Source organism: Rhodococcus sp. 06-1460-1B (assembly GCF_002258475.1).
Lineage (GTDB): Bacteria > Actinomycetota > Actinomycetes > Mycobacteriales > Mycobacteriaceae > Rhodococcoides > Rhodococcoides fascians.
The window spans coordinates 1-21130 of record NZ_NOYS01000004.1 but is presented as its reverse complement, the minus strand read 5'-3'; the positions used below and the strand labels follow the sequence as shown (position 1 = coordinate 21130).

Here is a 21130-nt window from a genome sequence, read left to right as displayed (position 1 = left end):
GCAGTACGATCGCCCGCATTCCGGTAAGTTCGCCGTACCTACTGCGAGTCCGAGAGGTGAAACGGGGGCCTACGACCGAACAGCCGCGTCGGACAGCGCGACACCCCGAGAGGCGAGCCACTCCTGAGGATCGACCTTGCTCCCCGCCGCGTCGACGACCTCGAAATGCAGGTGAGGCCCGGTCGATTGGCCACGATTGCCGACGGTGGCGATCTGCTCACCGGCTTGTACTCGTTGCCCCACTGTCACCAAGGTTTGATCGATGTGCCCGTAGACCGTTGTCGTTCCATCGTCATGTTGAAGACGTACCCAGAGGCCGAATCCGTCTGCAGGACCGGAGTCGAGCACGGTAGCGTCGGCTGCCGCGTAGACGGGAGTTCCGATAGCGTTGGCGATGTCGAGCCCGGTGTGCGTAGTCCCCCATCGTGGACCGAAATCCGAGGTCAGGGTCCCGGCGACCGGACGAACGACGAGTGGTCGCAGCGCCGCTGCATCACGCGCAGCGCTCTCCTCTGCCCTTCGTTGCCCCTTCGCCAACTGCTCGATCGCATCGTTGATATTGGAGATCTCCGGTATGGCGAGGATCTGAGGCAAGTATTCGGCCACCGGGTCCTGCATCGGTGTCGCTTCGTGCACGGGGACTGCCTGCGCCTGTGCGGGACTCGCATATTGGGCACCCGCCGTGACCAGAGCGCCCGCTGCCACCGCAATACCGACAGCGACACTGCCGCGGCGCTCGGTGGCGCGCGCCCGAGCGCGATGCCGCCCTCTCGGCGTCACCGCCACTCCCTGCACGTCACAGTCCATCAACTGTCGACGTCGGTCGGTCATGCGGGTCATACGGTGTTGTGCCACAGCAGAGTCCTCGGTAATCGAATGGAGCGAGGCGTAATCATCGACGTGCGCACCTCACTGATGTATCGAACGGATCACGACGCGATAACGACGCGATAACGAAAAGATACACGACGAGTGGGGTAATTACTATCATGGTTAGTAGTTCGATGTCCCCCGCAGTGGTTTCGTGCCTCACAGCGCGATAGCACCGGACGTCGACGGTCGGAGACCATCGGCCGGCGAACGCTGCCTTCTCCATGCGAGAGCACACCCCACGACAGCAAGAACGACCGCGGCGTACTCCGGAAGCGGTCCCAGCTTTGTCGCCCACGTCGATCTCGTTTCCAGGGCAACATCAGCGACCAACGTCTGCGCAGTGAACAAGCCCGAACGATCTGCGACCTTCCCCTGTGGGTCGATGACGGCACTGACCCCACTGGTCGCCGCAACGAGAACAGTCCTGTTGTGCTCGACCGCCCGCAGCCGCGACATCGCCAACTGCTGGTAGGTCATGTCGGTGCGCCCGAACGTCGCATTGTTGGTGGGGACCGTGATCAGCTGCGCCCCCGCACGCACGGACTCAGTGACCAGGTCATCGAACGCGACCTCGTAACACGTGGCGACGGCCGTCGGAATTCCGGCGATATCGACGACACCGTCGCCCGACCCGGGAACGAAGTTACCGGCCTGCGAGGCGTACGAGGACAACGCCGTCATCACAGATCGCATCGGGAGATACTCTCCGAAAGGAACAAGTTTGCGTTTGTCGTGTCGCTCCCCCGGTCCGAGTACCGGATCCCACACGATCGAGGTATTCGTCGAGGTGCCGTCGTCGTTGCCAAGGACCGCACCGACCAGAATCGGCACCCCGACCGACCGCGCTGCAGCGTCGATCCCGGCAGTGGCGTCGGCATTGCGCAGCGGATCGATATCGGATGCATTCTCCGGCCAGATCACCAGGTCGGGAGCGGGCACACTGCCGACGGTGATGTCGTCCCCGAGTTGCCTTGTTCGCTCGATGTGATTGTCGAGAACTGCTCGACGTTGCGAGTTGAAGTCCAGACCCAACCGCGGAACGTTGCCTTGCACAACGGCGACCGTCGCACGCGCTGCGCCTGCGTCGCCAGCGGGAGTGAGCGCGAAAGCCAGAGCTGGCACGATCACTACAGTGGCCACCGATCCGACTGCGAATCGCGACGTCGGCGAGCGTACCTGGCGGACCACACTTGCCAGTGCCGCGCCGATCACTGCGACTGCGAAAGATACACCGGGCGCACCGGCGAACGCGGCAAGCGAGAGCAGAGGGCCGTCTGCTTGGGCGAAAGCTAATCTCCCCCACGGAAATCCCCCGAACGGAATCCGTGCGCGCAGACCTTCGGTGGCGGTCCAGATCGCGGCGATCCACAGCGCTTCGAAGCGCAACCCGGACACTGCGGCCGCTGCAGCGCAGAACAGTGCCACTGCTATCGCTTGGATCGCCGCGAGCGCCAGCCACGGCGGGGCGCCGACGTAGACGCCCACCCAGGGCAGAAGGGGCAGAAAGAACGCAAGCCCCGACAGATACCCATAGAAGAATGCCGCCCGGATAGAACGGCCGCGGATGACGAGAACAAGAACCCCGATACCCAGCGGCGCGAGGAACCACAGCGACCGAGGTGGAAAGCCCGCGTACAACAGCACACCAGCAGATACCGCGGACGATGACCTGCCTGCTATCGCGGTGAACGCACGACGTCGGGTTCGTCGGTGACGGTTCATTGTTGTTGCGCTGGACTCGATATCGAGCATGCCTGCATGGCTCTTTTCTCATGTACGGCATAGCGCCACCTGACCACCCTCGGTTGCTACTATGCACGATAGTAGTAACAGCGGTGAGCCCGGACCGGCTCCCCCGCCGACACCGCGCCTCTGCGACGTCGATGCATACCCCGGGATATCGACCGCGCACCTTCGCTGTGCCCTTTCTTCTTCGCGGTGCCCTTCGTGGCCGGGCATCGACCGGTGCACGGACCACCCTCGGCTCGCACAAGATGCGTGCTGGACCCCGGGATGGAGACTGGCTTCTACCGCGCCGCAGCACGCCGACATATGCGGGTGCATCTGCTCTGGCGGCCATCATGATCACCGCCCCGATCGTCCTGGCCGTGTTCGACGTGACCAGAAACATGTGGTGCCTGCGGGCGGGCGGTGTGACCGCCCGATTCGGCGGCGGCACATCAGGGGCACCCTGAATGGGTTTGGGCCAACCCAGTTTCCGGCTGCTACCGTCGAGGCGTTGTGAGAATCTCTGTGCTGGGCCCGCCGCGCCTGCGGACGGTTATCGCAGTCGCCGCTGTCCTGTATTTGTTGGCTCACACCATCGCTCAATGCGGCATCGCCTGGGAACAGGACCATCACAGCGACGGCGTACACATCGTTTCGTCCTCGTCTCAGGCCGCCGCGGAACTCTCCCCGAACCACGCGCACATCGACGTCGGATCGCCCCACATGGCGCACGATACGAACACCGTCATCGCAATGCCCCGATCCGACAACCCGCCCCGCCCATCGACCATCGCCGCGGTCGCCGCGATGGCCTTCGATGTGGTGTTGGTGGCGATGTCTGCCCCGCGCATTTCGCGAGCCCCACCGGATCTACCCATTCCGATCCGGCACGGCCGAACCGTCTTGAACGAACTCTGTATCAACAGGTGCTGATCAGCAGCCCGCGGGCCATCCGAGGACTCCTCTTCTCATGGCCCAGTTCGTGCTGCCCATCACTCACTTACTGCGCCCTCGCAGGTCACATACAGGGATTACTCATGAACAGTGCTGTTCGCTCCACACTCGTGCCACCGTCCTCCGCCGGCCACATGTTGGCGACCGCCAAGAACTGCCCGGAACCGAGCACGATGGTCGGCAACACTCCTGTTCTGTGGATCGGTGAACCGTTCGCGGACTCCGGCCGCGGTTTCTGGGCGAAACTCGAAGGCAGCAATCCCGGCGGGATGAAAGACCGCCCCGCGCTGCACATGGTCGAGAAAGCAAAGGCCCGCGGCGACCTCGCTCCCGGTTCGATGATCATCGAATCCACCAGCGGCACCCTCGGCCTGGGTTTGGCCCTGGCCGGGATCACCCATCACCACCCCGTCACCCTCGTCACCGACCCGGGACTGGAACCGATCGTGCACCGGATGCTCGCCGCGTACGGTGCCCGCGTCGAACTGGTCACCACACCGCACCCCGACGGCGGCTGGCAGCAGGCCCGGCGTGAGAAGGTCCGTGAGCTCCTCGATACACATCCAGGGTCGTGGTGCCCGGATCAGTACACCAACCCGGACAATGTCGAGGCGTACGAGTCGCTCGCTCACGAACTCATCGCCCAGCTCGGACGCGTCGACACCTTGGTTTGCTCGGTGGGCACCGGAGGGCACTCCGCCGGGGTGGCCCGGGTGCTCCGGCAGTTCTGCCCCGACCTGAAACTGGTCGGTGTCGACACCATCGGATCGACGATCTTCGGGCAACCCGCCAGCACTCGGCTCATGCGCGGGTTGGGTTCGAGCATCTATCCCGACAACATCGACTATCCCGCCTTCGACGAGGTGCACTGGGTGGCCCCGCACGAAGCGGTGTGGTCGTGCCGCACCCTGGCGGCGACGCACCACGCCAGCGGCGGCTGGAGCGTCGGGGCCGTCGCCCTCGCGGCCGGCTGGATCGCTCGCACCAGCCCGCCGGAGACCCGGGTCGCGGCCGTCTTCCCCGACGGACCGCAGCGCTACTTCGACACCATCTACAACGACGACTACTGCACCGAGCACGGCCTGCTCGACGTTGACCCGCCGACCGAGCCGACGACCATCGCCCACCCCACCGATGAGACTGTGACGTCGTGGACGCGGTGCGCCACCGTCGTCGATCCCACCGTCGTCGATCCCACCGAGAGCGTTCGATGAAAACTTTTCTGACCAAGTTCCGTAGCTTCGACCGGCCCAGCCAGGTGTTGATGGTCAACCAGTTCTCCATCAACGTCGGTTTCTACATGCTGATGCCGTACCTGGCCGGGTATCTGGCCGGTTCCCTGGGCCTGGCGGCGTGGGCGGTCGGGCTGGTGCTGGGGATGCGGAACTTCTCCCAGCAAGGGATGTTCCTGCTCGGCGGCACCCTCGCCGACCGCCTCGGATACAAACCCCTGATCGTCGCCGGCTGCCTGCTGCGAGTTGCCGGTTTCGTACTGCTCGCGGCCGTGGAATCGCTGCCGGCGATCCTGCTCGCCTCGGCCGCGACCGGGTTCGCCGGTGCGCTGTTCAACCCGGCCGTGCGGGCGTATCTGGCCGCCGACGCAGGGCCACGGCGGGTCGAGGCGTTCGCGGTGTTCAACGTGTTCTATCAGGCCGGGATTCTGCTGGGCCCGTTGATCGGTCTCGCTCTGACCACCCTCGACTTCCGAGTCACCTCACTGGCAGCGGCCGCGATTTTTGCTGTTCTGACGATCGTGCAGATTTGGACGCTCCCCGCGCACCGGGCCGAGACGACCGGGGCCACGACATCGGTACTCGAGGACTGGCGGGTGGTGATGGCCAACCGACCCTTCGTGCTGTTCGCGCTGGCGATGATCGGATCCTACGTGCTTTCGTTCCAGATCTATCTTGCGCTGCCGCTGCAGGCTGCGGTGGTAGTCGGTAACGGCAGGTCCGACACCGCTCTGGTGACCTCGTTGTTCGTGGTCTCCGGCGTGGTCGCGATCGCCGGGCAGTTCCGGATCACGTCCTGGTTGTCCCGCAGGTGGGGTTCGGGGCGAAGCGTGGTGGTCGGTATGGCAATCATGGCGCTGGCGTTCCTCCCGCTGATCGTGCTGCCGAGCCCGGCCGCGCTGGGCGGGTGGGCCGCCGCCGGTGCCCTGGTGTTCACCGCTGCACTGTTGGCGGTCGGCACCGCCGCGGTGTTTCCGTTCGAGATGGACACGGTGGTGACCCTGTCGGGCGGGAAGCTGGTGGCCACCCATTACGGGTTCTACAACACCATCGTCGGGGTCGGCATCCTGCTCGGCAACCTGGGTACAGGAGCCGTCTTCGGGCTTCTCAGCGACGCGCATCTGGGTGCACTGATCTGGGCGATACTGACCCTGGTCGGGGCGGCATCTGTGGCCGCTCTCTATGCGCTCGATCGATCCGACCGGCTCACCCCACCCCCCACCGAGACCACGGTGACCGAAAGCGGCGAGGTACCGGCCACCGGCTAGCGGCAGTGCACGCCGAGAAGTGGCCTGCATTGCCCACACCCGAGACCTCGACGATGGTTGCCGAACAGAGGGTGTGACGCGGCACCGTTCACGACTATCCACCGACCGGTGGCCCGCATTCACACGAATGCGGGCCACCCACGCCTCAGGCGGGGGTGTTGCGGTGACGTTGGAGGCGACGGACGACGGGGTAACCCGTGACCACCCCGAGGACGATACCGATTTGCATGAGCATCCAGAACGCAGCGTCGGTGGCCGGTGGCATGGTCTCGGTGTAGTACAGCAGCAGCATCCAGCCACCCATCCCGAGGTCGAACGCCAGTACGGTCAGTGCAGCGACGCCGAGCGCAGCCACGACAGAACGCCGAATGGATTGCCTGCGTACCGACTACCGGTGTGATGGCCGAACGCTCGTATACGAAGAGCATGATCGTGGCCAGTATGGCGATGACGATGATCATCACCCAAAGAACACTCTGTCCGCACGAGATTCGACGTCGGCAAGGACGGAAGCGACATCATCGAGAAGATTGTGGGCATCTCTGCGCGCGCGTAATCCGCGTTCGTAGTAGCCGGAGTCGAGGACGCCCGCCGATGCAGGCTCTGGTGCGACGTTCGATTCTGGGTGCCGCTCCCGCATCCGAGGGCGGTGTTCCGGTCAGTGCCCAGGGTCATGCCGTAGCACCGGTGCGGCACATCTCGTTGCATACCGTAGGGGGGTATGGTAAATCTGTAAGTGGGTCGCGACGACCTCGATCACATTCCGAATCGAAGAAAGAAGGGCATCGATGAACACCACCGTCACCGTCACCGGAATGACCTGCGGGCACTGCGTCTCCTCGGTCCGAGAGGAGATCAGCGGCATCCCCGGTGTGACCGCCGTGAATGTCGACCTCGCGAGCGGCCGAGTCGATATCGACTCGGACACCCCGATCGAGCAGACGGCCATCGCCCACGCAGTCGACGAGGCCGGCTACCAGCTCGCCTCCTGATCGACACCAGACCCGGACAGGAGATTCGCACGATGAACGCATCATCGAAGTTCGTCGGATTCACCATCGCCCTAGCCGCGGTCTTCGGGCTCGCCTTCGGAGCCGGGGACGCCTTCGGCCCCGAAGGTGCCGCACCACCCGACACACACGACACCTCGACTCACGACGCCGCCGCGGTGTCCACTGCGGGCGGGCCCGTCGCCAATCAGAGACCTGGAGGATTGATGGTCACCGACAGCAGATACGCCGCGGTGCCCGCCGCCTCGGAGCCGATGCCCGCCGGGCACGGACACTGACACACCACCACACCCCGAGAGGAGCGACGATGAATCCCGTCACGCACCACCCCACCGCCGACGGCCGGGTCGAACTCGACATCAGTGGTATGACCTGCGCCTCCTGCGCGAACCGGATCGAGAAAAAGCTCAACAAGCTCGACGGTGTCACCGCGACGGTGAACTACGCCACCGAAAAAGCACGCGTCGACTACGTCGGTGATGTCTCGACCGAGGATCTCGTGGGCACCGTCGAGCAGGCCGGCTACACCGCCACGGTCCCCGCGCCCGCCGCCTCCTCCACCGACCCCGACGCGGCCGGGCCAGCCGAGATCGACCCCACCGCCTCGCTGCGCCAACGCCTGCTCATATCGCTGGTGCTCAGCGTGCCGGTGATCGCGATGGCCATGGTTCCGGTACTGCAGTTCACCAACTGGCAGTGGCTTTCCCTGACCCTCGCCGCACCCGTGGTGGTGTGGGGGGCATGGCCGTTCCACAAGGCCGCCTTCACCAATCTGCGGCACGCCACCTCAACGATGGACACCCTGATCTCGATGGGCACCATCGCAGCACTGGGGTGGTCGTTGTATGCCCTGTTCTGGGGCACCGCCGGAACGGCCGGCATGACACACCCGTTCGAGCTGACCATCTCCCGCTCCGACGGGGCCGGCAACATCTACCTCGAGGCCGCAGCCGGAGTCACCACCTTCATCCTCGCCGGCCGCTACTTCGAAGCACGCTCCAAGCGACGCGCCGGTGCCGCCCTGCGTGCCCTGCTCGAGCTCGGTGCCAAGGAAGTCTCCGTCCTGCGCGAGGGTGTCGAACAGCGCATCCCCACCGATCAACTCATCGTCGGTGACGAGTTCGTCGTCCGCCCCGGGGAGAAGATCGCCACCGACGGCGTGGTCGCCGACGGCTCTTCCGCGGTCGACAATTCGATGTTGACCGGCGAATCCGTGCCCGTCGAGGTAGGACCCGATGATCTGGTCGTCGGCGCGACGGTCAACGTCGGTGGCCGAATCGTGGTCCGGGCGACCCGCATCGGCTCGGACACCCAGCTCGCACAGATGGCGAAACTCGTCGAAGACGCTCAGACCGGTAAAGCCCAAGCTCAGCGTCTGGCCGACAAGATCTCCGGAGTCTTCGTCCCGATCGTGATCGCCCTTGCCGCGGCGACACTCGGCTTCTGGATCGGCACCGGCGGTGGGATCGCGGCCGCGTTCACCGCAGCCGTCGCCGTCCTGATCATCGCCTGCCCGTGTGCCCTCGGCCTGGCCACCCCGACCGCGCTGATGGTCGGCACCGGCCGCGGCGCTCAGCTCGGCATCCTGATCAAGGGTCCCGAAGTGCTCGAATCGACCCGCCGTGTCGACACCGTGGTACTCGACAAGACCGGCACCGTCACCACCGGCAAGATGACTCTGCTCGACGTGATCACCGCCGACGGCGAGGACACCGCGCAGGTGCTGCGCCTGGCCGGTGCACTCGAAGATTCGTCCGAGCACCCCATCGCCCAGGCCATCGCCAAAGGTGCCCGCGAGAAGGTCGGAGCCCTGCCACCGGTGGAGCAGTTTATAAATATCGAAGGCCTCGGGGTGCAGGGCATAGTCGACGACCACGCAATGATCGTCGGACGGGCCCGCCTCCTCGCCGACCGGGCGCAGCAGCTGCCGGACGAACTCGAAAGTGCGATGCGTGCAGCCGAATCCGAGGGCAAGACCGCCGTCGCAGTCGGTTGGGACGGTCGGGCTCGCGGAGTACTGGTCGTCGCCGACGCGGTCAAACCCACCTCCGCCGAGGCGATCGAGCAGCTGCGGGGCCTGGGTTTGACGCCGATCATGCTCACCGGCGACAACGCAGCCGCCGCGCGTGCCATCGCCGACCAGGTCGGCATCCACGAAGTGATCGCGGAGGTGCTGCCCGCAGACAAGGTGGACGTCGTCAAAAGGCTGCAGGAGCAGGGCAAGGTAGTGGCGATGGTCGGCGACGGCGTGAACGACGCCGCCGCGTTGGCGCAGGCCGACCTCGGTCTGGCGATGGGCACCGGTACCGACGTTGCGATCGAAGCCAGCGATCTGACGTTGGTGCGCGGTGATCTGCGCGCAGCAGCGGATGCTATCCGCCTGTCCCGCCGAACGTTGGGCACCATCAAGGGCAACTTGTTCTGGGCGTTCGCCTACAACGTGGCCGCCCTCCCCTTGGCTGCGGCCGGGCTGCTCAATCCGATGCTGGCCGGTGCAGCGATGGCGTTCTCGTCGGTGTTCGTGGTCAGCAACAGCTTGCGGTTGCGCCGGTTCAAGTCCCTCACCGGATAACCGCGCGGGTAGAACAAGCACCCAAAAGGCTGGGGTGGGCGTGGCATGCAGGCGCGCCACCCCACCCCACCGCTACAACCCCGATGCAGCCTACGAAAGGAGAGGGCCATGTCCTTCGTGACAACGACCTTGGTGCAGATCACCCGGCACCCGGCGACCCGAGCGGTGGCCCGCTGCGCGGTGATGTGCGCTGCGGCGGCGGCCCAGCGACGACTCGACGGACCGACCCTCTCGCGCCATACCCCGGGCGGGCATAATCGAGGATGCTCGGCATGACACTCGGATTCCAGGAGGACACCATGGCCACTCCCGCGGCCGCGCAGGCACCCGCCGAGACCGACGGCCATGATCACGCCGCGCACGGCTACATCACCGAAAAGGACGCCTACCTCAAACGCCTCAAGCGCATCGAAGGCCAGGCCCGAGGACTGCAGCGCATGGTCGAGGAAGACAAGTACTGCATCGACATCCTCACCCAGGTCTCGGCGATGACCAAAGCCTTGCAGGCGGTGGCCATGGGCCTGCTCGAAGCTCACATCAGCCACTGCGTGGTCGACGCCGCCATCGCCGGCGGTCCCCAAGCCGACGCGAAGATCAAAGAGGCCACCGACGCGATCTCACGGCTCGTCCGCTCCTGAGCACCGGCAGTGCGAAGCCATTCCTCGCCGTCCACTCCCGCGTGCTTGTCGGAAACCTCGGCGAGGCGGCGCAGGCAGAGACCGTCATGACCGAAACCGTATCGGCGATTCTGCGCGATCGCCGAGTCCTCGCCACCGTGGCAGCGCTGGCAATACTGGCAGTGGCTGCCGCCCTCGTACCCCGCCCGTCGATCATTGTGGTGCGCGAGTGGGCGGAGTCGATGGGCCCGTCGTTCGTGGTGGTGTTCTTTCTGACCCAGGCGGTGTTGACGATTGCCCCGGTACCGCGCACGGTGTTCACCCTCAGCGCCGGACTGTTGTTCGGTCCCGCCACCGGGGTCGCCGTCACGATCGCCGCCACAACTGTCAGCGCTGTGCTGGCGTTGCTGCTGGTGCGCGCGCTCGGGCGCACCGCGGTGCAGGAGCGGCTGACGAATCCTGCGGTCAAGTCCATCGATGCCCGGTTGGCTCGGCGGGGGTGGCTGGCCGTCGGGTCCTTGCGGCTCATTGCCCCGGCACCGTTCGCCCTGGTCAACTACTGCTCCGGACTCTCCGCGGTGCGCCTGCTGCCCTACACGACGGCCACTGTCGTGGGGATTCTGCCCGGTACGATCGCCGCGGTGCTGTTCGGGGACGCTTTGACCGGGCGAACGAATCCGGCATTGATAGTGGTGACGTCGGCCTGCGTGGCCGCCGGGGTGGCAGGATTGCTGGCCGACGCCCGCCTGCCGGTGTCGCAGGCACAGCCCAACACCGCAGATGGCGCATCGAGAAGCGGTCGCCTTCGTCGTCTGTTGCTGCCGGACCGCGGATAGGACGTGGCGAGAAATCCTACAATTTTGCTGCGCCTGCACCGCCAAAGCCAGCGGAGTTGCCGAACTCCTGACCTACGCGAGAAGTAGGGCACGCGCGTTCCCCGCGGATTCGCAGTCGAAGAGCCCACACCATCACCCCCACCGACATCACTCCGATTACGGGCTGCACGGGTGCCCATAGATCCAGAGCACCGCTCACCCCGACCGCCACCACTACCAGTTTGTTGCATATCGGACATCCGACTGCCAACAACGACAACGCATTCGCACTGACCCCTACACGGGAAGAAACCGACGACGCCAGCCCAGTGCTCACGTATGTCGCAAGAATGAGGCCACTGAGAACTGCGGTGGCAATCCACACCGGATAGTTCCACCACAACACCGGGGTCATTCGAACGTAGAACGCAGTGTGGATGATCCCGGTGGGGATCGCCACGACCAGCGCGGCCACCGTCGCGCCCAGTAACGCGGCCACCCAACGCCGCGCCGGCCAGTCACGCATCGTCACAGTCGTCATCCCTCTCCCGGTCAGCGGATACCACCCCACCATCTACTATGAATGATAGTAGTTTGCAGGTGCGGTGAGTCGGCGTCAATCGACGCCGACTCGCCGCCCATACGGCACAGGCGTCGAGCGTCGACGCGAGCCTCAGCCGACCGTGAGGAACCGTCTACGACTGCCGATACCCGACAATGGTGACCGGCGAGGCCGGACACAGTCCCATGCGGCTCTCGCCGCGCTCCGTTTCCTTCGCTGGTGACGCAGGGAACCCACACCGACCCCAGAGGATTTCTTCTGTGCATTCTTTTTCAGGCCCGACGCGGCGTGTCCGCGCTACCCTGATCGCCTCGATCATCGTTGTTGCCGCGGCATTTTCGGTAAATGCTCCAGCTTCGGCGGACCCTGCTGCACCCCCGGTGAACGCATCCGAAGCCGTACGACAACTCGCTGAACTCAATGCGACCGCCTTCACTCTCACCGAGAGCATGTACGCCGCGCAGGACACCCTCGATCGTCGCCGCGGCGAACTGAGTACCGCAGTTCAATTCGCCCACGAGACCTCGGCGGCGGCTCGGGAAGCCGAAGTGGCCGCATCTGCCAACCGTCGAGCACTGGCCACAGCTGTCGACGCCGCGTACAAAGGTGTACCGCAATCCCCTCTCGGGGCCGTTCTGGTCGCGGACAGCCCACAGCAACTACTCGATCAGATGGTGTTGTTGGACCGGATCCTCGCCGATCGAGCCGCTGCACTCGCCGACTCGACACAGATCGACGACGAAGCGCGAGACCAGCTCGAACAAGCCCGGCAAGCACAGGCGTCCGCTGCGGTAGCCGAGGCGGACGCCGCACGTACACAACGCGACCTCGAGCAACGCCAGACCGACCTGGCCGATCAGATCGCCAAAATCACCGACCAATTCGCCGCCCTCACCGATGCGGATCGAGCTGCCATCGTCAGCCCCGGCACCACGAATCCTTCCGAGCTACCCGCCGCCGTCTCGGCTGCGAGTGGAACATCAGCGGAGGCGATGCGCATCGCCCTCGACCAACTCGGCAAACCCTATTCCTGGGGAGCTACCGGGCCGGGGTCCTTCGATTGCTCCGGACTGATCTACTTCGCCTACAAACAACTGGGACTGACCGTTCCACGCGTGGCCGCAGACCAAGCACGAGCGGGCACACCTGTCTCCCGCGAATCAGTGCAACCGGGTGACTTCATCTCTCTCTACTCACCGATCGGACACATCGGGATCTACATCGGCGACGGGAAATACGTCAACGCCCCCACCGGCGGCGACGTCGTCAAAGTCGCGCCCGTTCCCTGGGATGAAGTGACCGCAATCAACCGGCCCATCGCCACCTGATTCGATGTCCACGGTCCGGACGCCGCGACTGCGAGGAGACCGGATGCCCGTGTGGCAGACCGGTAAGATCGAACCGGTGAGGACTTCAGCCACGGAACCTATGAACCAGAAGTGGCTCCTAGGTGCTGTTTGCGCTTCGATAGTGCTGTTCGGAGTCCTTCTCATGCATTCTGCGCCGATGTCGTTCGCAACGGCGACGAGTATCGGCGAACACTCGATGACCTCGACGGTGAGCGCTCCACCTGCCGTCGACGAGCATTCGGGAGCATCATCTGCGACAGCATCGGAGAGTGGTTCCGCAGCACACTGCGGGAACGGCTGTGGCGATCACAGCTCGGTCATGCATCTGTGTCTGGCTATCATCGGTGCTGTCGCGGCGTTGGCCGTCTTACGGGCAATCGTTGTGGGCTTCGCCGGTTCTCTCGTCCACGCTGCGCGGCTGTCGGCAGTTCGTCGTCGAACCGGGCACCCGCCGCCCTGGACCATTTTCACTCTCTCCGAATTGTCTGTGCTTCGGATCTGACAGGTGACTCACCGTTGTGTGAGACACAGATGTCGACGGGTCAGTGTGCCTGTCGATCCGAACCACCCCACCATAATTTCAGGAGTTTGTTATGCGTTCGAATCGATCTACCCGTTTCACGATCGCGATAACGGCGGCTTCCGCTGTCGCCGCCGCAGTTCTCGCTGGCTGCAGCAGTAACGACGGCGAAATGAACATGCCCGGCATGTCGAGCAGCGATACACCGGCCTCGTCGTCCTCCGAGAATTCCGCCGAAGCATCGGCCGAATTCAACGATGCCGATGTCACGTTCGTCGAAGGGATGTACCCCCACCATGCACAAGCGGTGGAGATGGCTTCACTTGTCGACGGCCGAACCGAGAATGCTCAGGTCATCGAGCTGGCCCAGGCCATCGAAGCAGCTCAAGCACCGGAGATGGAGCAGATGAATGCCCTGCTCACCGCATGGGGACAGCCCGCAGCGTCCGCCGACATGGGCGGAATGGACATGGGCGGAATGGACATGGGCGGTATGGACATGGGGAGCGGTGGCATGACCGGCATGATGAGCCAGGAAGACATGGACATGTTGTCGGCCGCTAACGGAGCGGAGTTCGACTCCATGTGGCTCACCATGATGATCGAGCACCACAAGGGGGCAATCGAGATGGCTCAGATCGAGTTGGCCGACGGCTCCAATGCTGATGCCAAGGAGCTTGCCTCCACAATCATCGATGCGCAGCAGAGCGAAATCTCCACAATGGAAAGTTTGCTCGCCCAGTAACTCTCAATTCTGGGAACTATCAACCGTAGGGCGGGGCTCGGCTAATACCGAGCCCCGCCCTTCGGTTTCGAAGGACCTGGCCCTTTTAGCTGCCACACCGATCAACACGGCCCCGGAAACATGCCCTCCCCTGCTGATGCACCCGCCTGCGGGGTCCTTGGGACACGCAGATCCGCGGTAGGGACAGGGGGCGGCTCTCGGATCGGGTCGTCGCGGCCCGGCGGGGGCGCGCCGTCGACAGAGAGTGGGTTCGATACCACCGGCACTGGCAGTTGGGGAGGCGTGGTCTTGCACGTGCGGCTGCTCGGTTTCCTTCTCAGATGGGTAATACAACCGAACTGACGAATTCATTGCGTATCCAGGCAATGAACAGACCCCACACCCCCGTCAGCAGGGCGACACCGACGGCGATCATGATCACTCCGCCTGCCACTTTGATTCTCTGCGAGTTCCGCCGTAGCCAGCCGACACCGCGCATCGCCGAACTCGAGCCGAACGCGAGGACCACGAACGGTAGACCGAGTCCCAGACAGTAGGCGACGATGAGAGTGACGCCGCGCGCTGCGGTTGCGCCTTCAGTGCCAGCGGCAACGGACAACACCCCGGCGAGCGTGGGGCCAAGGCACGGCGTCCAGCCGAGCGCGAACACGCCACCGAGCAGCGGCGCTCCAGCAAGGGACGAGATGGTTTGCGGCGCGAATCGAGTGTCGCGTTGGTGACGACTACTTCGTTTCGGCAATCGGCTGAACGAGCCCGTTTCATCTTCAGAATCCGATAAAAGGTACCCAACGGAAAGGCCTCGAACATGAGAACTCGACCACTACGTAAAACAGCTACCATCGCCGCCCTGCTAGGAGCGTTGGTGCTCGCCGCTCCAGGCGCTGCTAGCGCGGACGTTGTCACCGGTTGGGTCGGCCCAGCAGGAAGTAACGGCGCAGGTGTTCAGTTCCTGAACACCTCCACAATCATCAATTCGCCCAACCTGACCGCACAGTCGAAGATCTACTCTGTCTTCGGCCAGCAGGTCGCACCCGGTGACATCGGCGTGCGAGCTCGACTGTTCAAGAGCGGAGCATTGTGTGAGGCTGTCGGCTACAAGTACAGCTCCACCGGTACAGCTTCACTGACACTGGGCACGACCGCGACCTGCGGGACAGGTTCGTACAACAGTCACGGTTTCACTGCGGTATGGGATGGAAGCAAATACCGCGAAGCCCTGACTTTCCCGAGCAACCCGCTGGACTGGACCGCCCCGGCTGCCCGGTCCGCGACCACCTCCGAGTCCGAAACGACCACTGTCGAGTCGGGAACCAATGCAGCGGGTCAATCCTTCGGACCGGGCGACACCGCACCGTCCGACGCGGAATTGCCCGACCTCGTCGCTGCGATCGGCACCGACGGAGTGCAGGGATACATCCTCAAGCAGGACCTCGACAGCGGAGCCACGTCGCCGGCCGAAGCTTCTAAGCTGCGCAAGCAGAACATCGACGGCACCGAGGTGTTCGGATCTGCCCCTAAGACTGTTCCCGTGTACGCGGAGGACGGAACGACTCAGGTCAGCGAGTTCGCGATTTCCTGACACCGTCGATGGCCGGTCCCGGCGTTCTCGGGGCCGGCCATCGAGCTGCGGTTATGCCGGGCGTCGCCGTGGGGCGGGTTGCGGCGGATAGAAGACTTTCATCGCGGCCTGTAGATCCAAACTCGATGGATCCAAGAAGATCGTCCAGTAACTGTCGATCAGGGGCAGATGAATGCCATACCCCCTCCCCCCGTGCTCGAGGACTTCCAACATTTCGTCGCGACCGACTTTTAGATCAGGTCGGTGGGTTTGACCAGCCAATACGGTGTATGTGTCGTACAAATCATTATTGAGTCTCGCGGTCAGGGTGGGTGCGTGGTTCGCCTCGAGATCTTGTCGTAGTTGCTGAACGACTGGTGTCTCCTCTGCGCGGTTTGCAGCACCGACCAAATCCTCATGGTTCACGCTCCGTTCCGCCGGAAGCGGCTCCGCGGGTGTACCGCGGTACACCCCGTCAGGGTCGGCCTGGGAGCGCAGCTCGTCGAAACTCAGGTTTGCTATGGACAGGTTGTTCTCCACCACCGCGAGTCGACTGGGAATCACGCGGAACGAGGCAGGTGCGACGCCTTCTGCAATATCGAGGACGAGAACGGGATGCTCGGGCTGTTCACACGCTTGTCGGTCGACCACAAACACGTAATACGGCGGTGGTGACGGGATCAATTCGGCAAGATCGGTTGGTGTCAGGTCACTGAACTCGCTGTCGTCGACCACGGTAAGGAAAGCCTGTGCCTCGGTTCCGTCGGCTTGTCGGTGAGAAGCTTGGGCATCAGCTGCAATCTGCTGCCAGACATCGTCGGCGGCGAAATGGGTACGAACGAGCAGGGATTGACCTTCCGGGAGAGTAGGCATAGCTCGACACTACCTCTCCGGCCTGTCATCGGACGGCCAGTTGCTTTGTCTCGCTGAGTAACCCGCACATATAAGCTTTAGTCAGCGTTCATACGTTCGGCAGCTGACGGGGACGGATATTCAACTGCGCTGGTGAGCGCGTCAAGACCACCCACTGCGGTGTTGTTCCCGTTGATGGAACGTCTGGCGGCGTGGTGTAGCTGCGTCAGAGCGATTGCGCGGGCGGTCATCTCGGCGATTTCGGCGGGTAGTGGTGGTCCGTCGATGGTTCGGATTCTCATGGCTTCGAGTGTGGCATCGGGTACCGACAGATTGTGTTGCGCTGCAACGGGTTGAAGCCTGAACCGCGCGTGCACGAGCGGCCCGTCTGCGCTGTGGTCGGGGTGTAGCAGTGCGGAGCGCAGCGGAGTTCGATTCGGCGGACGCCCGCAGGGTGGCCCGACCCTGCTCCCTCACGCTTTCCCGATCCCAGGCAATGGAGAAGGCCCGCACCCGGTGTGGGGTGCGGGCCTTTCGGTCTACGGGCTGTGAGCCGGTGTCAGGGCTGTTCGGCTGGTGGGGTGGTCGGGCGCCCTTCGGCGGCGTCACGGATCCACTGGGGTACCTCGAGGCCGTCGCGTTCGTACAACGCGACCGATGCCCGTGCTGCGGCCCGCGCGACCTGTGGTCGGGCTGCGGTGGTGCGCTTCTCGGTGGTGGTCATCGTGGGTCCTCCTGCTCGTTCTGGTTGTCAGTGTCCTCGGTTTGTGCCGGTGACGCCAGTGCTCGCCACAATGCCCGGGTCGCGACGGCGCGCAGGACGTCTCGTTCGGTTCGGGTGATGAGCGGCGAGTCGGTCACCGGTGTGTAGATGTCCCATCCCAGGGCGGCTTCGGCTTCGTTGTCGCTGGTGGTGCGTTCGAGGCACCAGGTGATTCGTTGCCAGGCTTGGGCGCGTTTGTCGGCCACGGTGCGTTGGCGGACGGTCAGGGCGACGCCGACGACGGCGAGGACACCGACGATCAGGGTGACCCAGGCTTGAGCGGGCATCAGGGGCTTTCCTTCCAGGGGGGTGCGGAGTTGGTGCCCCAGTGCCGTGATGCGGCACTGGGGCGGGTTGGTCACAGTCGGGAGGTTCCGCGGACTATGTCGCCTTCGATGTAGGTGAATCCGTCTCCTCGGCCGTCACGGAGCGCGAAGTGGTAGTCCGCTTGGATCCAGACGGTATCGAAGTGTCCGGCGTCGGTGAGTGTGCCGAGTAGGTCTCGGTCGGCCCCGTTGGGGAAGAACGCGACTCCGGATGAGGGCGGGTAGTAGCGGCCCAGGGTGTCGATCAGCGTTTCGACGCTCCGGCATTCGGCGGCCGCGTCGAGGGCCTTGTCGTAGATGGTCCAGTAGTCGTCGTTGTCGTTGACGGTCATGACTTTTGCTCCTCTGTCTGGTCGATCGGTGGTGGGCGTGGCGGGTCAGTAGTCCTCGTCCCACCGCTCCCCTGCGTAGGTGGGGTCGAAGTCGGCGGGCGCGTGGGCCGGGTAGCGGCGTCGGAGGTCGTCCTCGAGGTCGAGGCGGTCTTGCCAGTGCTTGTCGCATCTCGGGTGCGCTACTCCGGTTCCGGACAGTGCGTCCCGGTATTCGACGTCGCCGGTGCAGTCGGGTCCGTCCGCGATGCAGGTGACGGTCTCGGTGTTCGTGGTCTCGGTCATAACTGTTGCTGCCCTTCGGAACTGGTGCCGGGTCGGTCTTGCGTCCTCCCCCCGTTTTTTCGCCGTTTCTGGCGTGAGGAGAGAAGGCAGCGCACGGGGCCGACGGGGCAACCCTTCGGCCGGACAGTTTTCGTGGGAGCGGAGCGAGCACGGGACGAAAAGTGTTCGGAGCCTTCGGTCGTAGCGCAGCGGAGCGAGGGGTTGAGGCGGCGGGCACGAGTGATGAATGCTCGCCGGTAGCCGGAACCGCAGTGAAAAAACGTCTGTGCTCTTTCCACGGTGCGGAGCGAAGCGGAGCTCGATTCGGTGGACACCGCAGGTGGCCTGATCCGCCGGCCGGAACATTTCGGCCGGCGAATCTCCCGGTGCACCTAGACGGTATGGAGGTCTTGGCTGGGGCCCCTCCGCATGTAAGCGTGGGTTGCCGACAGGAGTGGGTCCTGGCCGGTAGAGCCACAGATGTGGGAGGCCCCAGTGAAGAATCATCGTACGAGTGTTGGTTTGGATGTGCACGCACGATCGGTGGTGGCGTGCGGTTTGGATGGCGAGACGGGCGAGTTGTTCGAGCGTCGCATGTCGCCTGATCACAAAGAAATCCTGGAGTGGATTCGTTCGCTGCCAGGACTGGTGCATGTCGTCTACGAGGCGGGCCCGACCGGTTTCGGTCTGGCCCGTTTTCTGTTGGCCGCCGGTGTCGATTGTGTGGTGGCGGCACCGTCGAAAATTCAGCGTCCCCCTGGTGACCGCATCAAGACCGATGCCCGTGATGCCCGGCATTTGGCTCGGTTGCTTCATTTGAGTTCTATTGTGCCGGTTCTGATTCCGAGTACCGAGCAGGAGTCCGCTCGTGATCTGGTGCGAGCAAGGGAGGACTGCCGCGGCGATCTGGTGTCCGCACAGCATCGCCTGACACATGTGCTGCTGCGTCAAGGGATCATCTACAGCGGCGGCAAACCCTGGACCGCAGCCCACGATCTGTGGTTACGTCGCCAGCGGTTCGATTCACGTGCACTGCAGATCACCTACGACACCGCCTACGAGACCGTCATCGCCACCACCGAACGCCGGAATCGTCTCGATACCGCCATCGCGGACATGGCTGCGCATTCGTCGTTCACTCCGGTGGTGACCCGGCTGGGGTGCCTTCGTGGGGTGGCGACGTTGACAGCGTTCGGTTTGGCGACGGAGATCGGTGAGTGGGACCGGTTGACCGGCCGCTCGATCGGTGCGTTCGTCGGGTTGATCCCGACCGAGCATTCTTCCGGTGAATCCCGGTCGCAGGGCGGTGTCAGCAAAACCGGCAATGCTCACGTACGCCGACTGCTGGTCGAGGCTGCCTGGCATCATCGCAAGCCGTATCGGCCGGGGCGTGAACTGGTGGCACGGTGGAAGGCGTCGACTCCCAAAGCCAAAGCGCGAGGACATCAAGCGAACCGGCGGCTGCACGCACGGTGGGAACATTTCGACGAACGCGGTAAACGTGCGGTGGTCGCCAATGCCGGGATCGCACGAGAGCTGGCCGGCTGGTGCTGGTCGTTGGCCACGCTCGAGGAATGACTGAAGCTCCGACGCCGAAGTAGCGATCTGCGTCGGGATAGATGTCCGGAATGAACGGTCGACGACGATGTGGGATGTGGCCGAGCGTCTGGGAGTGACCCGCTAGCCGCCTATGAGCAATCCTCAACTGCGCGTTGGGATCACGCTCGACTCATAGACTTGCGATCCACTCCAGCCGAAACAGTCCGTCCTGCGGTAACCAACCCGCGTATATGAGAGTTGACGACGCGTCGAACACTACGACACGCTCACCTCCCACTCGCATCGATCACCATCCCGGCAACAGGAAGCGGTGGCACACACGACGGTGCGTGCCACCGCTTCACCATGCCGTCGTTGACAGGCCGACCTCCATATGAGGCGGCTGCCCCGGTCCCGGTGTCCTCGCCGTCGTCCGACTCGGCGTCGGCAGGATCGAGGGCGTCGGCCAGATCGTGGACTGCGGTCAGTACTGCTTTCGCGGTGGCAGTGACCTGCTCGAGGTCTCCTGCGGCCCATCCGGCGATGTAGCCGACGCTGTAGGCGCTGGTGTCGAGTCGGAGCATCCCGGCCAGCACGTAGGCGACGGATTCGGCTTCGACCTCCATCCGGCCGCGATGCAGGTCCTTTCGGGCTTCGGGTCCGATGAGGTCGGGTGCGTGCATGATCGCGTGCGCTGCCTCGTGGATCATCGTTTTCGCGGCCGCTGCGGGTTCGAGGGCTGCGTCGACGACGATCCGGTGGGAGCCGTCGGTGGTGGTGTAGCCGTTCGCGCTGCTGGGGATCGCCTCGCGGGTGACGGTCCAGCCTCGGCCGGTCATGATCGCTGCCACGCGGTCGTAGATCGCGTCCGGATCGGCGCCGGTGAGCAGCTGGGCGATTTCCTCGGGCTGGGGGTGTCCCTCGATCGGGTCGGTCTGGGAGTGGTCGAACACCGACAGAATCGGGAACGTGGGCACCTTGCGGGTCTCTTCGTCGCCGGTGTCGGGGTCGGTCTCGGTGACGATGCGGGAGCTGTAGCCGTAGATCCGGATCGCCCTCTGCCCCTTGCGAACCTGCCGCCCGCGCTGTTGCCAGGCACGGAATCCGGCGACCTGCGTGGCCTCGGGCTTCTGGGCGAGGATCAACAGGACATTATTGAAAAAGGATGCGGAATAGCATCAGATGCACGATCGCCGCCCCGCCCGTTGCAGCCGACACGATCTCACCATGAACCGACGCCCGTTGTGGCCGCAC

General features: G+C 64.3%; 26 protein-coding genes and 1 pseudogene. 15 read left to right on the top strand and 12 right to left on the bottom strand.

Features of this window, described 5'->3' with window-relative positions:
* Positions 1-69 precede the first annotated feature (69 nt).
* Both CH268_RS00655 and lnt read right to left on the bottom strand, forming a co-directional pair.
* Complete coding sequence (locus CH268_RS00655; RefSeq protein ID WP_243597146.1) at positions 70-855, bottom strand: M23 family metallopeptidase; 786 nt, start codon at positions 853-855, stop codon at positions 70-72.
* A 174-nt stretch (positions 856-1029) separates the two neighbouring features.
* Positions 1030-2625, bottom strand: a complete 1596-nt coding sequence (lnt, locus tag CH268_RS00650) for an apolipoprotein N-acyltransferase (protein WP_371832600.1) — start codon at positions 2623-2625, stop codon at positions 1030-1032.
* Positions 2626-2867: 242 nt separating this feature from the next.
* Here lnt and CH268_RS00645 point away from each other — a divergent pair, with 242 nt between their 5' ends.
* From CH268_RS00645 to CH268_RS00630, 4 genes are all read left to right on the top strand, one after another.
* On the top strand, positions 2868-3068 hold the full coding sequence (locus CH268_RS00645; protein WP_141215005.1) for a hypothetical protein: 201 nt from the start codon (positions 2868-2870) through the stop codon (positions 3066-3068).
* A 46-nt stretch (positions 3069-3114) separates the two neighbouring features.
* Positions 3115-3534 carry a hypothetical protein gene (locus CH268_RS00640; protein ID WP_255182256.1) on the top strand — a complete coding sequence of 140 codons (420 nt, stop codon included), beginning with the start codon at positions 3115-3117 and terminating at the stop codon, positions 3532-3534.
* A 104-nt stretch (positions 3535-3638) separates the two neighbouring features.
* Positions 3639-4769 (top strand): PLP-dependent cysteine synthase family protein, encoded by a 1131-nt coding sequence (locus CH268_RS00635; RefSeq protein WP_094642698.1) that lies wholly within the window; start codon positions 3639-3641, stop codon positions 4767-4769.
* Positions 4766-6055 (top strand): MFS transporter, encoded by a 1290-nt coding sequence (locus CH268_RS00630; protein ID WP_032375707.1) that lies wholly within the window; start codon positions 4766-4768, stop codon positions 6053-6055. The genes CH268_RS00635 and CH268_RS00630 overlap by 4 nt, the downstream gene beginning before the upstream one ends.
* A 145-nt stretch (positions 6056-6200) precedes the next feature.
* Here CH268_RS00630 and CH268_RS00625 read toward each other — a convergent pair whose 3' ends face one another.
* Positions 6201-6425: a DUF4396 domain-containing protein gene (locus CH268_RS00625; protein ID WP_094648397.1), complete on the bottom strand. Its 225-nt coding sequence runs from the start codon at positions 6423-6425 to the stop codon at positions 6201-6203.
* Positions 6426-6843: 418 nt separating this feature from the next.
* Here CH268_RS00625 and CH268_RS00620 point away from each other — a divergent pair, with 418 nt between their 5' ends.
* The 6 genes from CH268_RS00620 to CH268_RS00600 all read left to right on the top strand — a co-directional run bounded on the left by CH268_RS00620 (position 6844) and on the right by CH268_RS00600 (position 11090).
* Positions 6844-7047 carry a heavy-metal-associated domain-containing protein gene (locus CH268_RS00620; protein WP_032375705.1) on the top strand — a complete coding sequence of 68 codons (204 nt, stop codon included), beginning with the start codon at positions 6844-6846 and terminating at the stop codon, positions 7045-7047.
* Between the two features lie 32 nt (positions 7048-7079).
* Entirely contained in the window at positions 7080-7343 is a 264-nt protein-coding gene (locus CH268_RS00615; RefSeq protein ID WP_032375704.1) for a hypothetical protein, read from the top strand.
* 29 nt (positions 7344-7372) lie between these two features.
* Complete coding sequence (locus CH268_RS00610) at positions 7373-9637, top strand: heavy metal translocating P-type ATPase (protein ID WP_032375703.1); 2265 nt, start codon at positions 7373-7375, stop codon at positions 9635-9637.
* A 108-nt stretch (positions 9638-9745) separates the two neighbouring features.
* A complete protein-coding gene (locus CH268_RS27655) occupies positions 9746-9913 on the top strand; it encodes a hypothetical protein (RefSeq protein WP_155288777.1) in 168 nt (55 codons plus the stop codon).
* A gap of 23 nt (positions 9914-9936) precedes the next feature.
* Positions 9937-10275: a metal-sensitive transcriptional regulator gene (locus CH268_RS00605; protein ID WP_032375786.1), complete on the top strand. Its 339-nt coding sequence runs from the start codon at positions 9937-9939 to the stop codon at positions 10273-10275.
* An 86-nt stretch (positions 10276-10361) separates the two neighbouring features.
* Positions 10362-11090 (top strand): TVP38/TMEM64 family protein, encoded by a 729-nt coding sequence (locus CH268_RS00600; RefSeq protein WP_045841173.1) that lies wholly within the window; start codon positions 10362-10364, stop codon positions 11088-11090.
* Positions 11091-11106: 16 nt separating this feature from the next.
* On the opposite strand, the gene CH268_RS00595 is transcribed toward CH268_RS00600, so the two are convergent.
* Positions 11107-11610, bottom strand: coding sequence for a hypothetical protein (locus CH268_RS00595; protein ID WP_176457804.1), 504 nt, complete (start codon positions 11608-11610; stop codon positions 11107-11109).
* 401 nt (positions 11611-12011) lie between these two features.
* Between CH268_RS00595 and CH268_RS00590 the strand changes: the two genes are divergently transcribed.
* The 3 genes from CH268_RS00590 (at position 12012) to CH268_RS00580 (ending at position 14245) form a co-directional block, all read left to right on the top strand.
* Complete coding sequence (locus CH268_RS00590) at positions 12012-12959, top strand: NlpC/P60 family protein (protein WP_032375702.1); 948 nt, start codon at positions 12012-12014, stop codon at positions 12957-12959.
* Positions 12960-12963: 4 nt separating this feature from the next.
* Entirely contained in the window at positions 12964-13482 is a 519-nt protein-coding gene (locus CH268_RS28385; protein WP_353852273.1) for a DUF6153 family protein, read from the top strand.
* A 205-nt stretch (positions 13483-13687) separates the two neighbouring features.
* On the top strand, positions 13688-14245 hold the full coding sequence (locus CH268_RS00580) for a DUF305 domain-containing protein (RefSeq protein WP_308051299.1): 558 nt from the start codon (positions 13688-13690) through the stop codon (positions 14243-14245).
* A 316-nt stretch (positions 14246-14561) separates the two neighbouring features.
* Here the strand turns inward: CH268_RS00580 and CH268_RS00575 are convergent.
* Positions 14562-14960: pseudogene (locus CH268_RS00575) on the bottom strand (cytochrome c biogenesis CcdA family protein); the annotation flags it as partial.
* A gap of 147 nt (positions 14961-15107) precedes the next feature.
* Here CH268_RS00575 and CH268_RS00570 point away from each other — a divergent pair.
* The gene (locus CH268_RS00570) at positions 15108-15824 is read left to right on the top strand and encodes a hypothetical protein (RefSeq protein ID WP_052061712.1); all 717 of its coding nucleotides are present in this window, start codon (positions 15108-15110) and stop codon (positions 15822-15824) included.
* A gap of 51 nt (positions 15825-15875) precedes the next feature.
* On the opposite strand, the gene CH268_RS00565 is transcribed toward CH268_RS00570, so the two are convergent.
* The 6 genes from CH268_RS00565 to CH268_RS00545 all read right to left on the bottom strand — a co-directional run bounded on the left by CH268_RS00565 (position 15876) and on the right by CH268_RS00545 (position 18358).
* Positions 15876-16676: a DUF6924 domain-containing protein gene (locus CH268_RS00565; RefSeq protein ID WP_052061711.1), complete on the bottom strand. Its 801-nt coding sequence runs from the start codon at positions 16674-16676 to the stop codon at positions 15876-15878.
* Between the two features lie 77 nt (positions 16677-16753).
* Complete coding sequence (locus CH268_RS00560) at positions 16754-16957, bottom strand: hypothetical protein (RefSeq protein WP_141215061.1); 204 nt, start codon at positions 16955-16957, stop codon at positions 16754-16756.
* Between the two features lie 257 nt (positions 16958-17214).
* Positions 17215-17379, bottom strand: coding sequence for a hypothetical protein (locus CH268_RS27650; protein WP_155288773.1), 165 nt, complete (start codon positions 17377-17379; stop codon positions 17215-17217).
* Complete coding sequence (locus CH268_RS00555) at positions 17376-17705, bottom strand: hypothetical protein (RefSeq protein ID WP_032401360.1); 330 nt, start codon at positions 17703-17705, stop codon at positions 17376-17378. The genes CH268_RS27650 and CH268_RS00555 overlap by 4 nt, the downstream gene beginning before the upstream one ends.
* 71 nt (positions 17706-17776) lie before the next feature.
* Positions 17777-18076 (bottom strand): hypothetical protein, encoded by a 300-nt coding sequence (locus CH268_RS00550; protein ID WP_032401326.1) that lies wholly within the window; start codon positions 18074-18076, stop codon positions 17777-17779.
* Between the two features lie 45 nt (positions 18077-18121).
* Positions 18122-18358, bottom strand: a complete 237-nt coding sequence (locus CH268_RS00545) for a hypothetical protein (protein WP_032401325.1) — start codon at positions 18356-18358, stop codon at positions 18122-18124.
* A 474-nt stretch (positions 18359-18832) separates the two neighbouring features.
* Here CH268_RS00545 and CH268_RS00540 point away from each other — a divergent pair, with 474 nt between their 5' ends.
* Positions 18833-19915, top strand: coding sequence for an IS110 family transposase (locus CH268_RS00540; protein WP_426374983.1), 1083 nt, complete (start codon positions 18833-18835; stop codon positions 19913-19915).
* Positions 19916-20163: 248 nt separating this feature from the next.
* Here CH268_RS00540 and CH268_RS00535 read toward each other — a convergent pair whose 3' ends face one another.
* Complete coding sequence (locus CH268_RS00535; RefSeq protein ID WP_243611112.1) at positions 20164-21021, bottom strand: ArdC-like ssDNA-binding domain-containing protein; 858 nt, start codon at positions 21019-21021, stop codon at positions 20164-20166.
* Positions 21022-21130 lie beyond the last annotated feature (109 nt).

What these genes read in the sequence shown, in the direction of transcription:
- lnt (WP_371832600.1), bottom strand. Translation starts at nt 2,625, where the DNA reads ATGCTCGATATCGAGTCCAGCGCAACAACAATGAACCGTCACCGACGA.
- CH268_RS00645 (WP_141215005.1), top strand. Translation starts at nt 2,868, where the DNA reads ATGCGTGCTGGACCCCGGGATGGAGACTGGCTTCTACCGCGCCGCAGC.
- CH268_RS00635 (WP_094642698.1), top strand. Translation starts at nt 3,639, where the DNA reads ATGAACAGTGCTGTTCGCTCCACACTCGTGCCACCGTCCTCCGCCGGC.
- CH268_RS00630 (WP_032375707.1), top strand. Translation starts at nt 4,766, where the DNA reads ATGAAAACTTTTCTGACCAAGTTCCGTAGCTTCGACCGGCCCAGCCAG.
- CH268_RS00620 (WP_032375705.1), top strand. Translation starts at nt 6,844, where the DNA reads ATGAACACCACCGTCACCGTCACCGGAATGACCTGCGGGCACTGCGTC.
- CH268_RS00615 (WP_032375704.1), top strand. Translation starts at nt 7,080, where the DNA reads ATGAACGCATCATCGAAGTTCGTCGGATTCACCATCGCCCTAGCCGCG.
- CH268_RS00610 (WP_032375703.1), top strand. Translation starts at nt 7,373, where the DNA reads ATGAATCCCGTCACGCACCACCCCACCGCCGACGGCCGGGTCGAACTC.
- CH268_RS27655 (WP_155288777.1), top strand. Translation starts at nt 9,746, where the DNA reads ATGTCCTTCGTGACAACGACCTTGGTGCAGATCACCCGGCACCCGGCG.
- CH268_RS00605 (WP_032375786.1), top strand. Translation starts at nt 9,937, where the DNA reads ATGGCCACTCCCGCGGCCGCGCAGGCACCCGCCGAGACCGACGGCCAT.
- CH268_RS00600 (WP_045841173.1), top strand. Translation starts at nt 10,362, where the DNA reads ATGACCGAAACCGTATCGGCGATTCTGCGCGATCGCCGAGTCCTCGCC.
- CH268_RS00595 (WP_176457804.1), bottom strand. Translation starts at nt 11,610, where the DNA reads ATGACGACTGTGACGATGCGTGACTGGCCGGCGCGGCGTTGGGTGGCC.
- CH268_RS28385 (WP_353852273.1), top strand. Translation starts at nt 12,964, where the DNA reads ATGTCCACGGTCCGGACGCCGCGACTGCGAGGAGACCGGATGCCCGTG.
- CH268_RS00580 (WP_308051299.1), top strand. Translation starts at nt 13,688, where the DNA reads ATGTCGAGCAGCGATACACCGGCCTCGTCGTCCTCCGAGAATTCCGCC.
- CH268_RS00565 (WP_052061711.1), bottom strand. Translation starts at nt 16,676, where the DNA reads ATGCCTACTCTCCCGGAAGGTCAATCCCTGCTCGTTCGTACCCATTTC.
- CH268_RS00560 (WP_141215061.1), bottom strand. Translation starts at nt 16,957, where the DNA reads ATGAGAATCCGAACCATCGACGGACCACCACTACCCGCCGAAATCGCC.
- CH268_RS27650 (WP_155288773.1), bottom strand. Translation starts at nt 17,379, where the DNA reads ATGACCACCACCGAGAAGCGCACCACCGCAGCCCGACCACAGGTCGCG.
- CH268_RS00555 (WP_032401360.1), bottom strand. Translation starts at nt 17,705, where the DNA reads ATGCCCGCTCAAGCCTGGGTCACCCTGATCGTCGGTGTCCTCGCCGTC.
- CH268_RS00550 (WP_032401326.1), bottom strand. Translation starts at nt 18,076, where the DNA reads ATGACCGTCAACGACAACGACGACTACTGGACCATCTACGACAAGGCC.
- CH268_RS00545 (WP_032401325.1), bottom strand. Translation starts at nt 18,358, where the DNA reads ATGACCGAGACCACGAACACCGAGACCGTCACCTGCATCGCGGACGGA.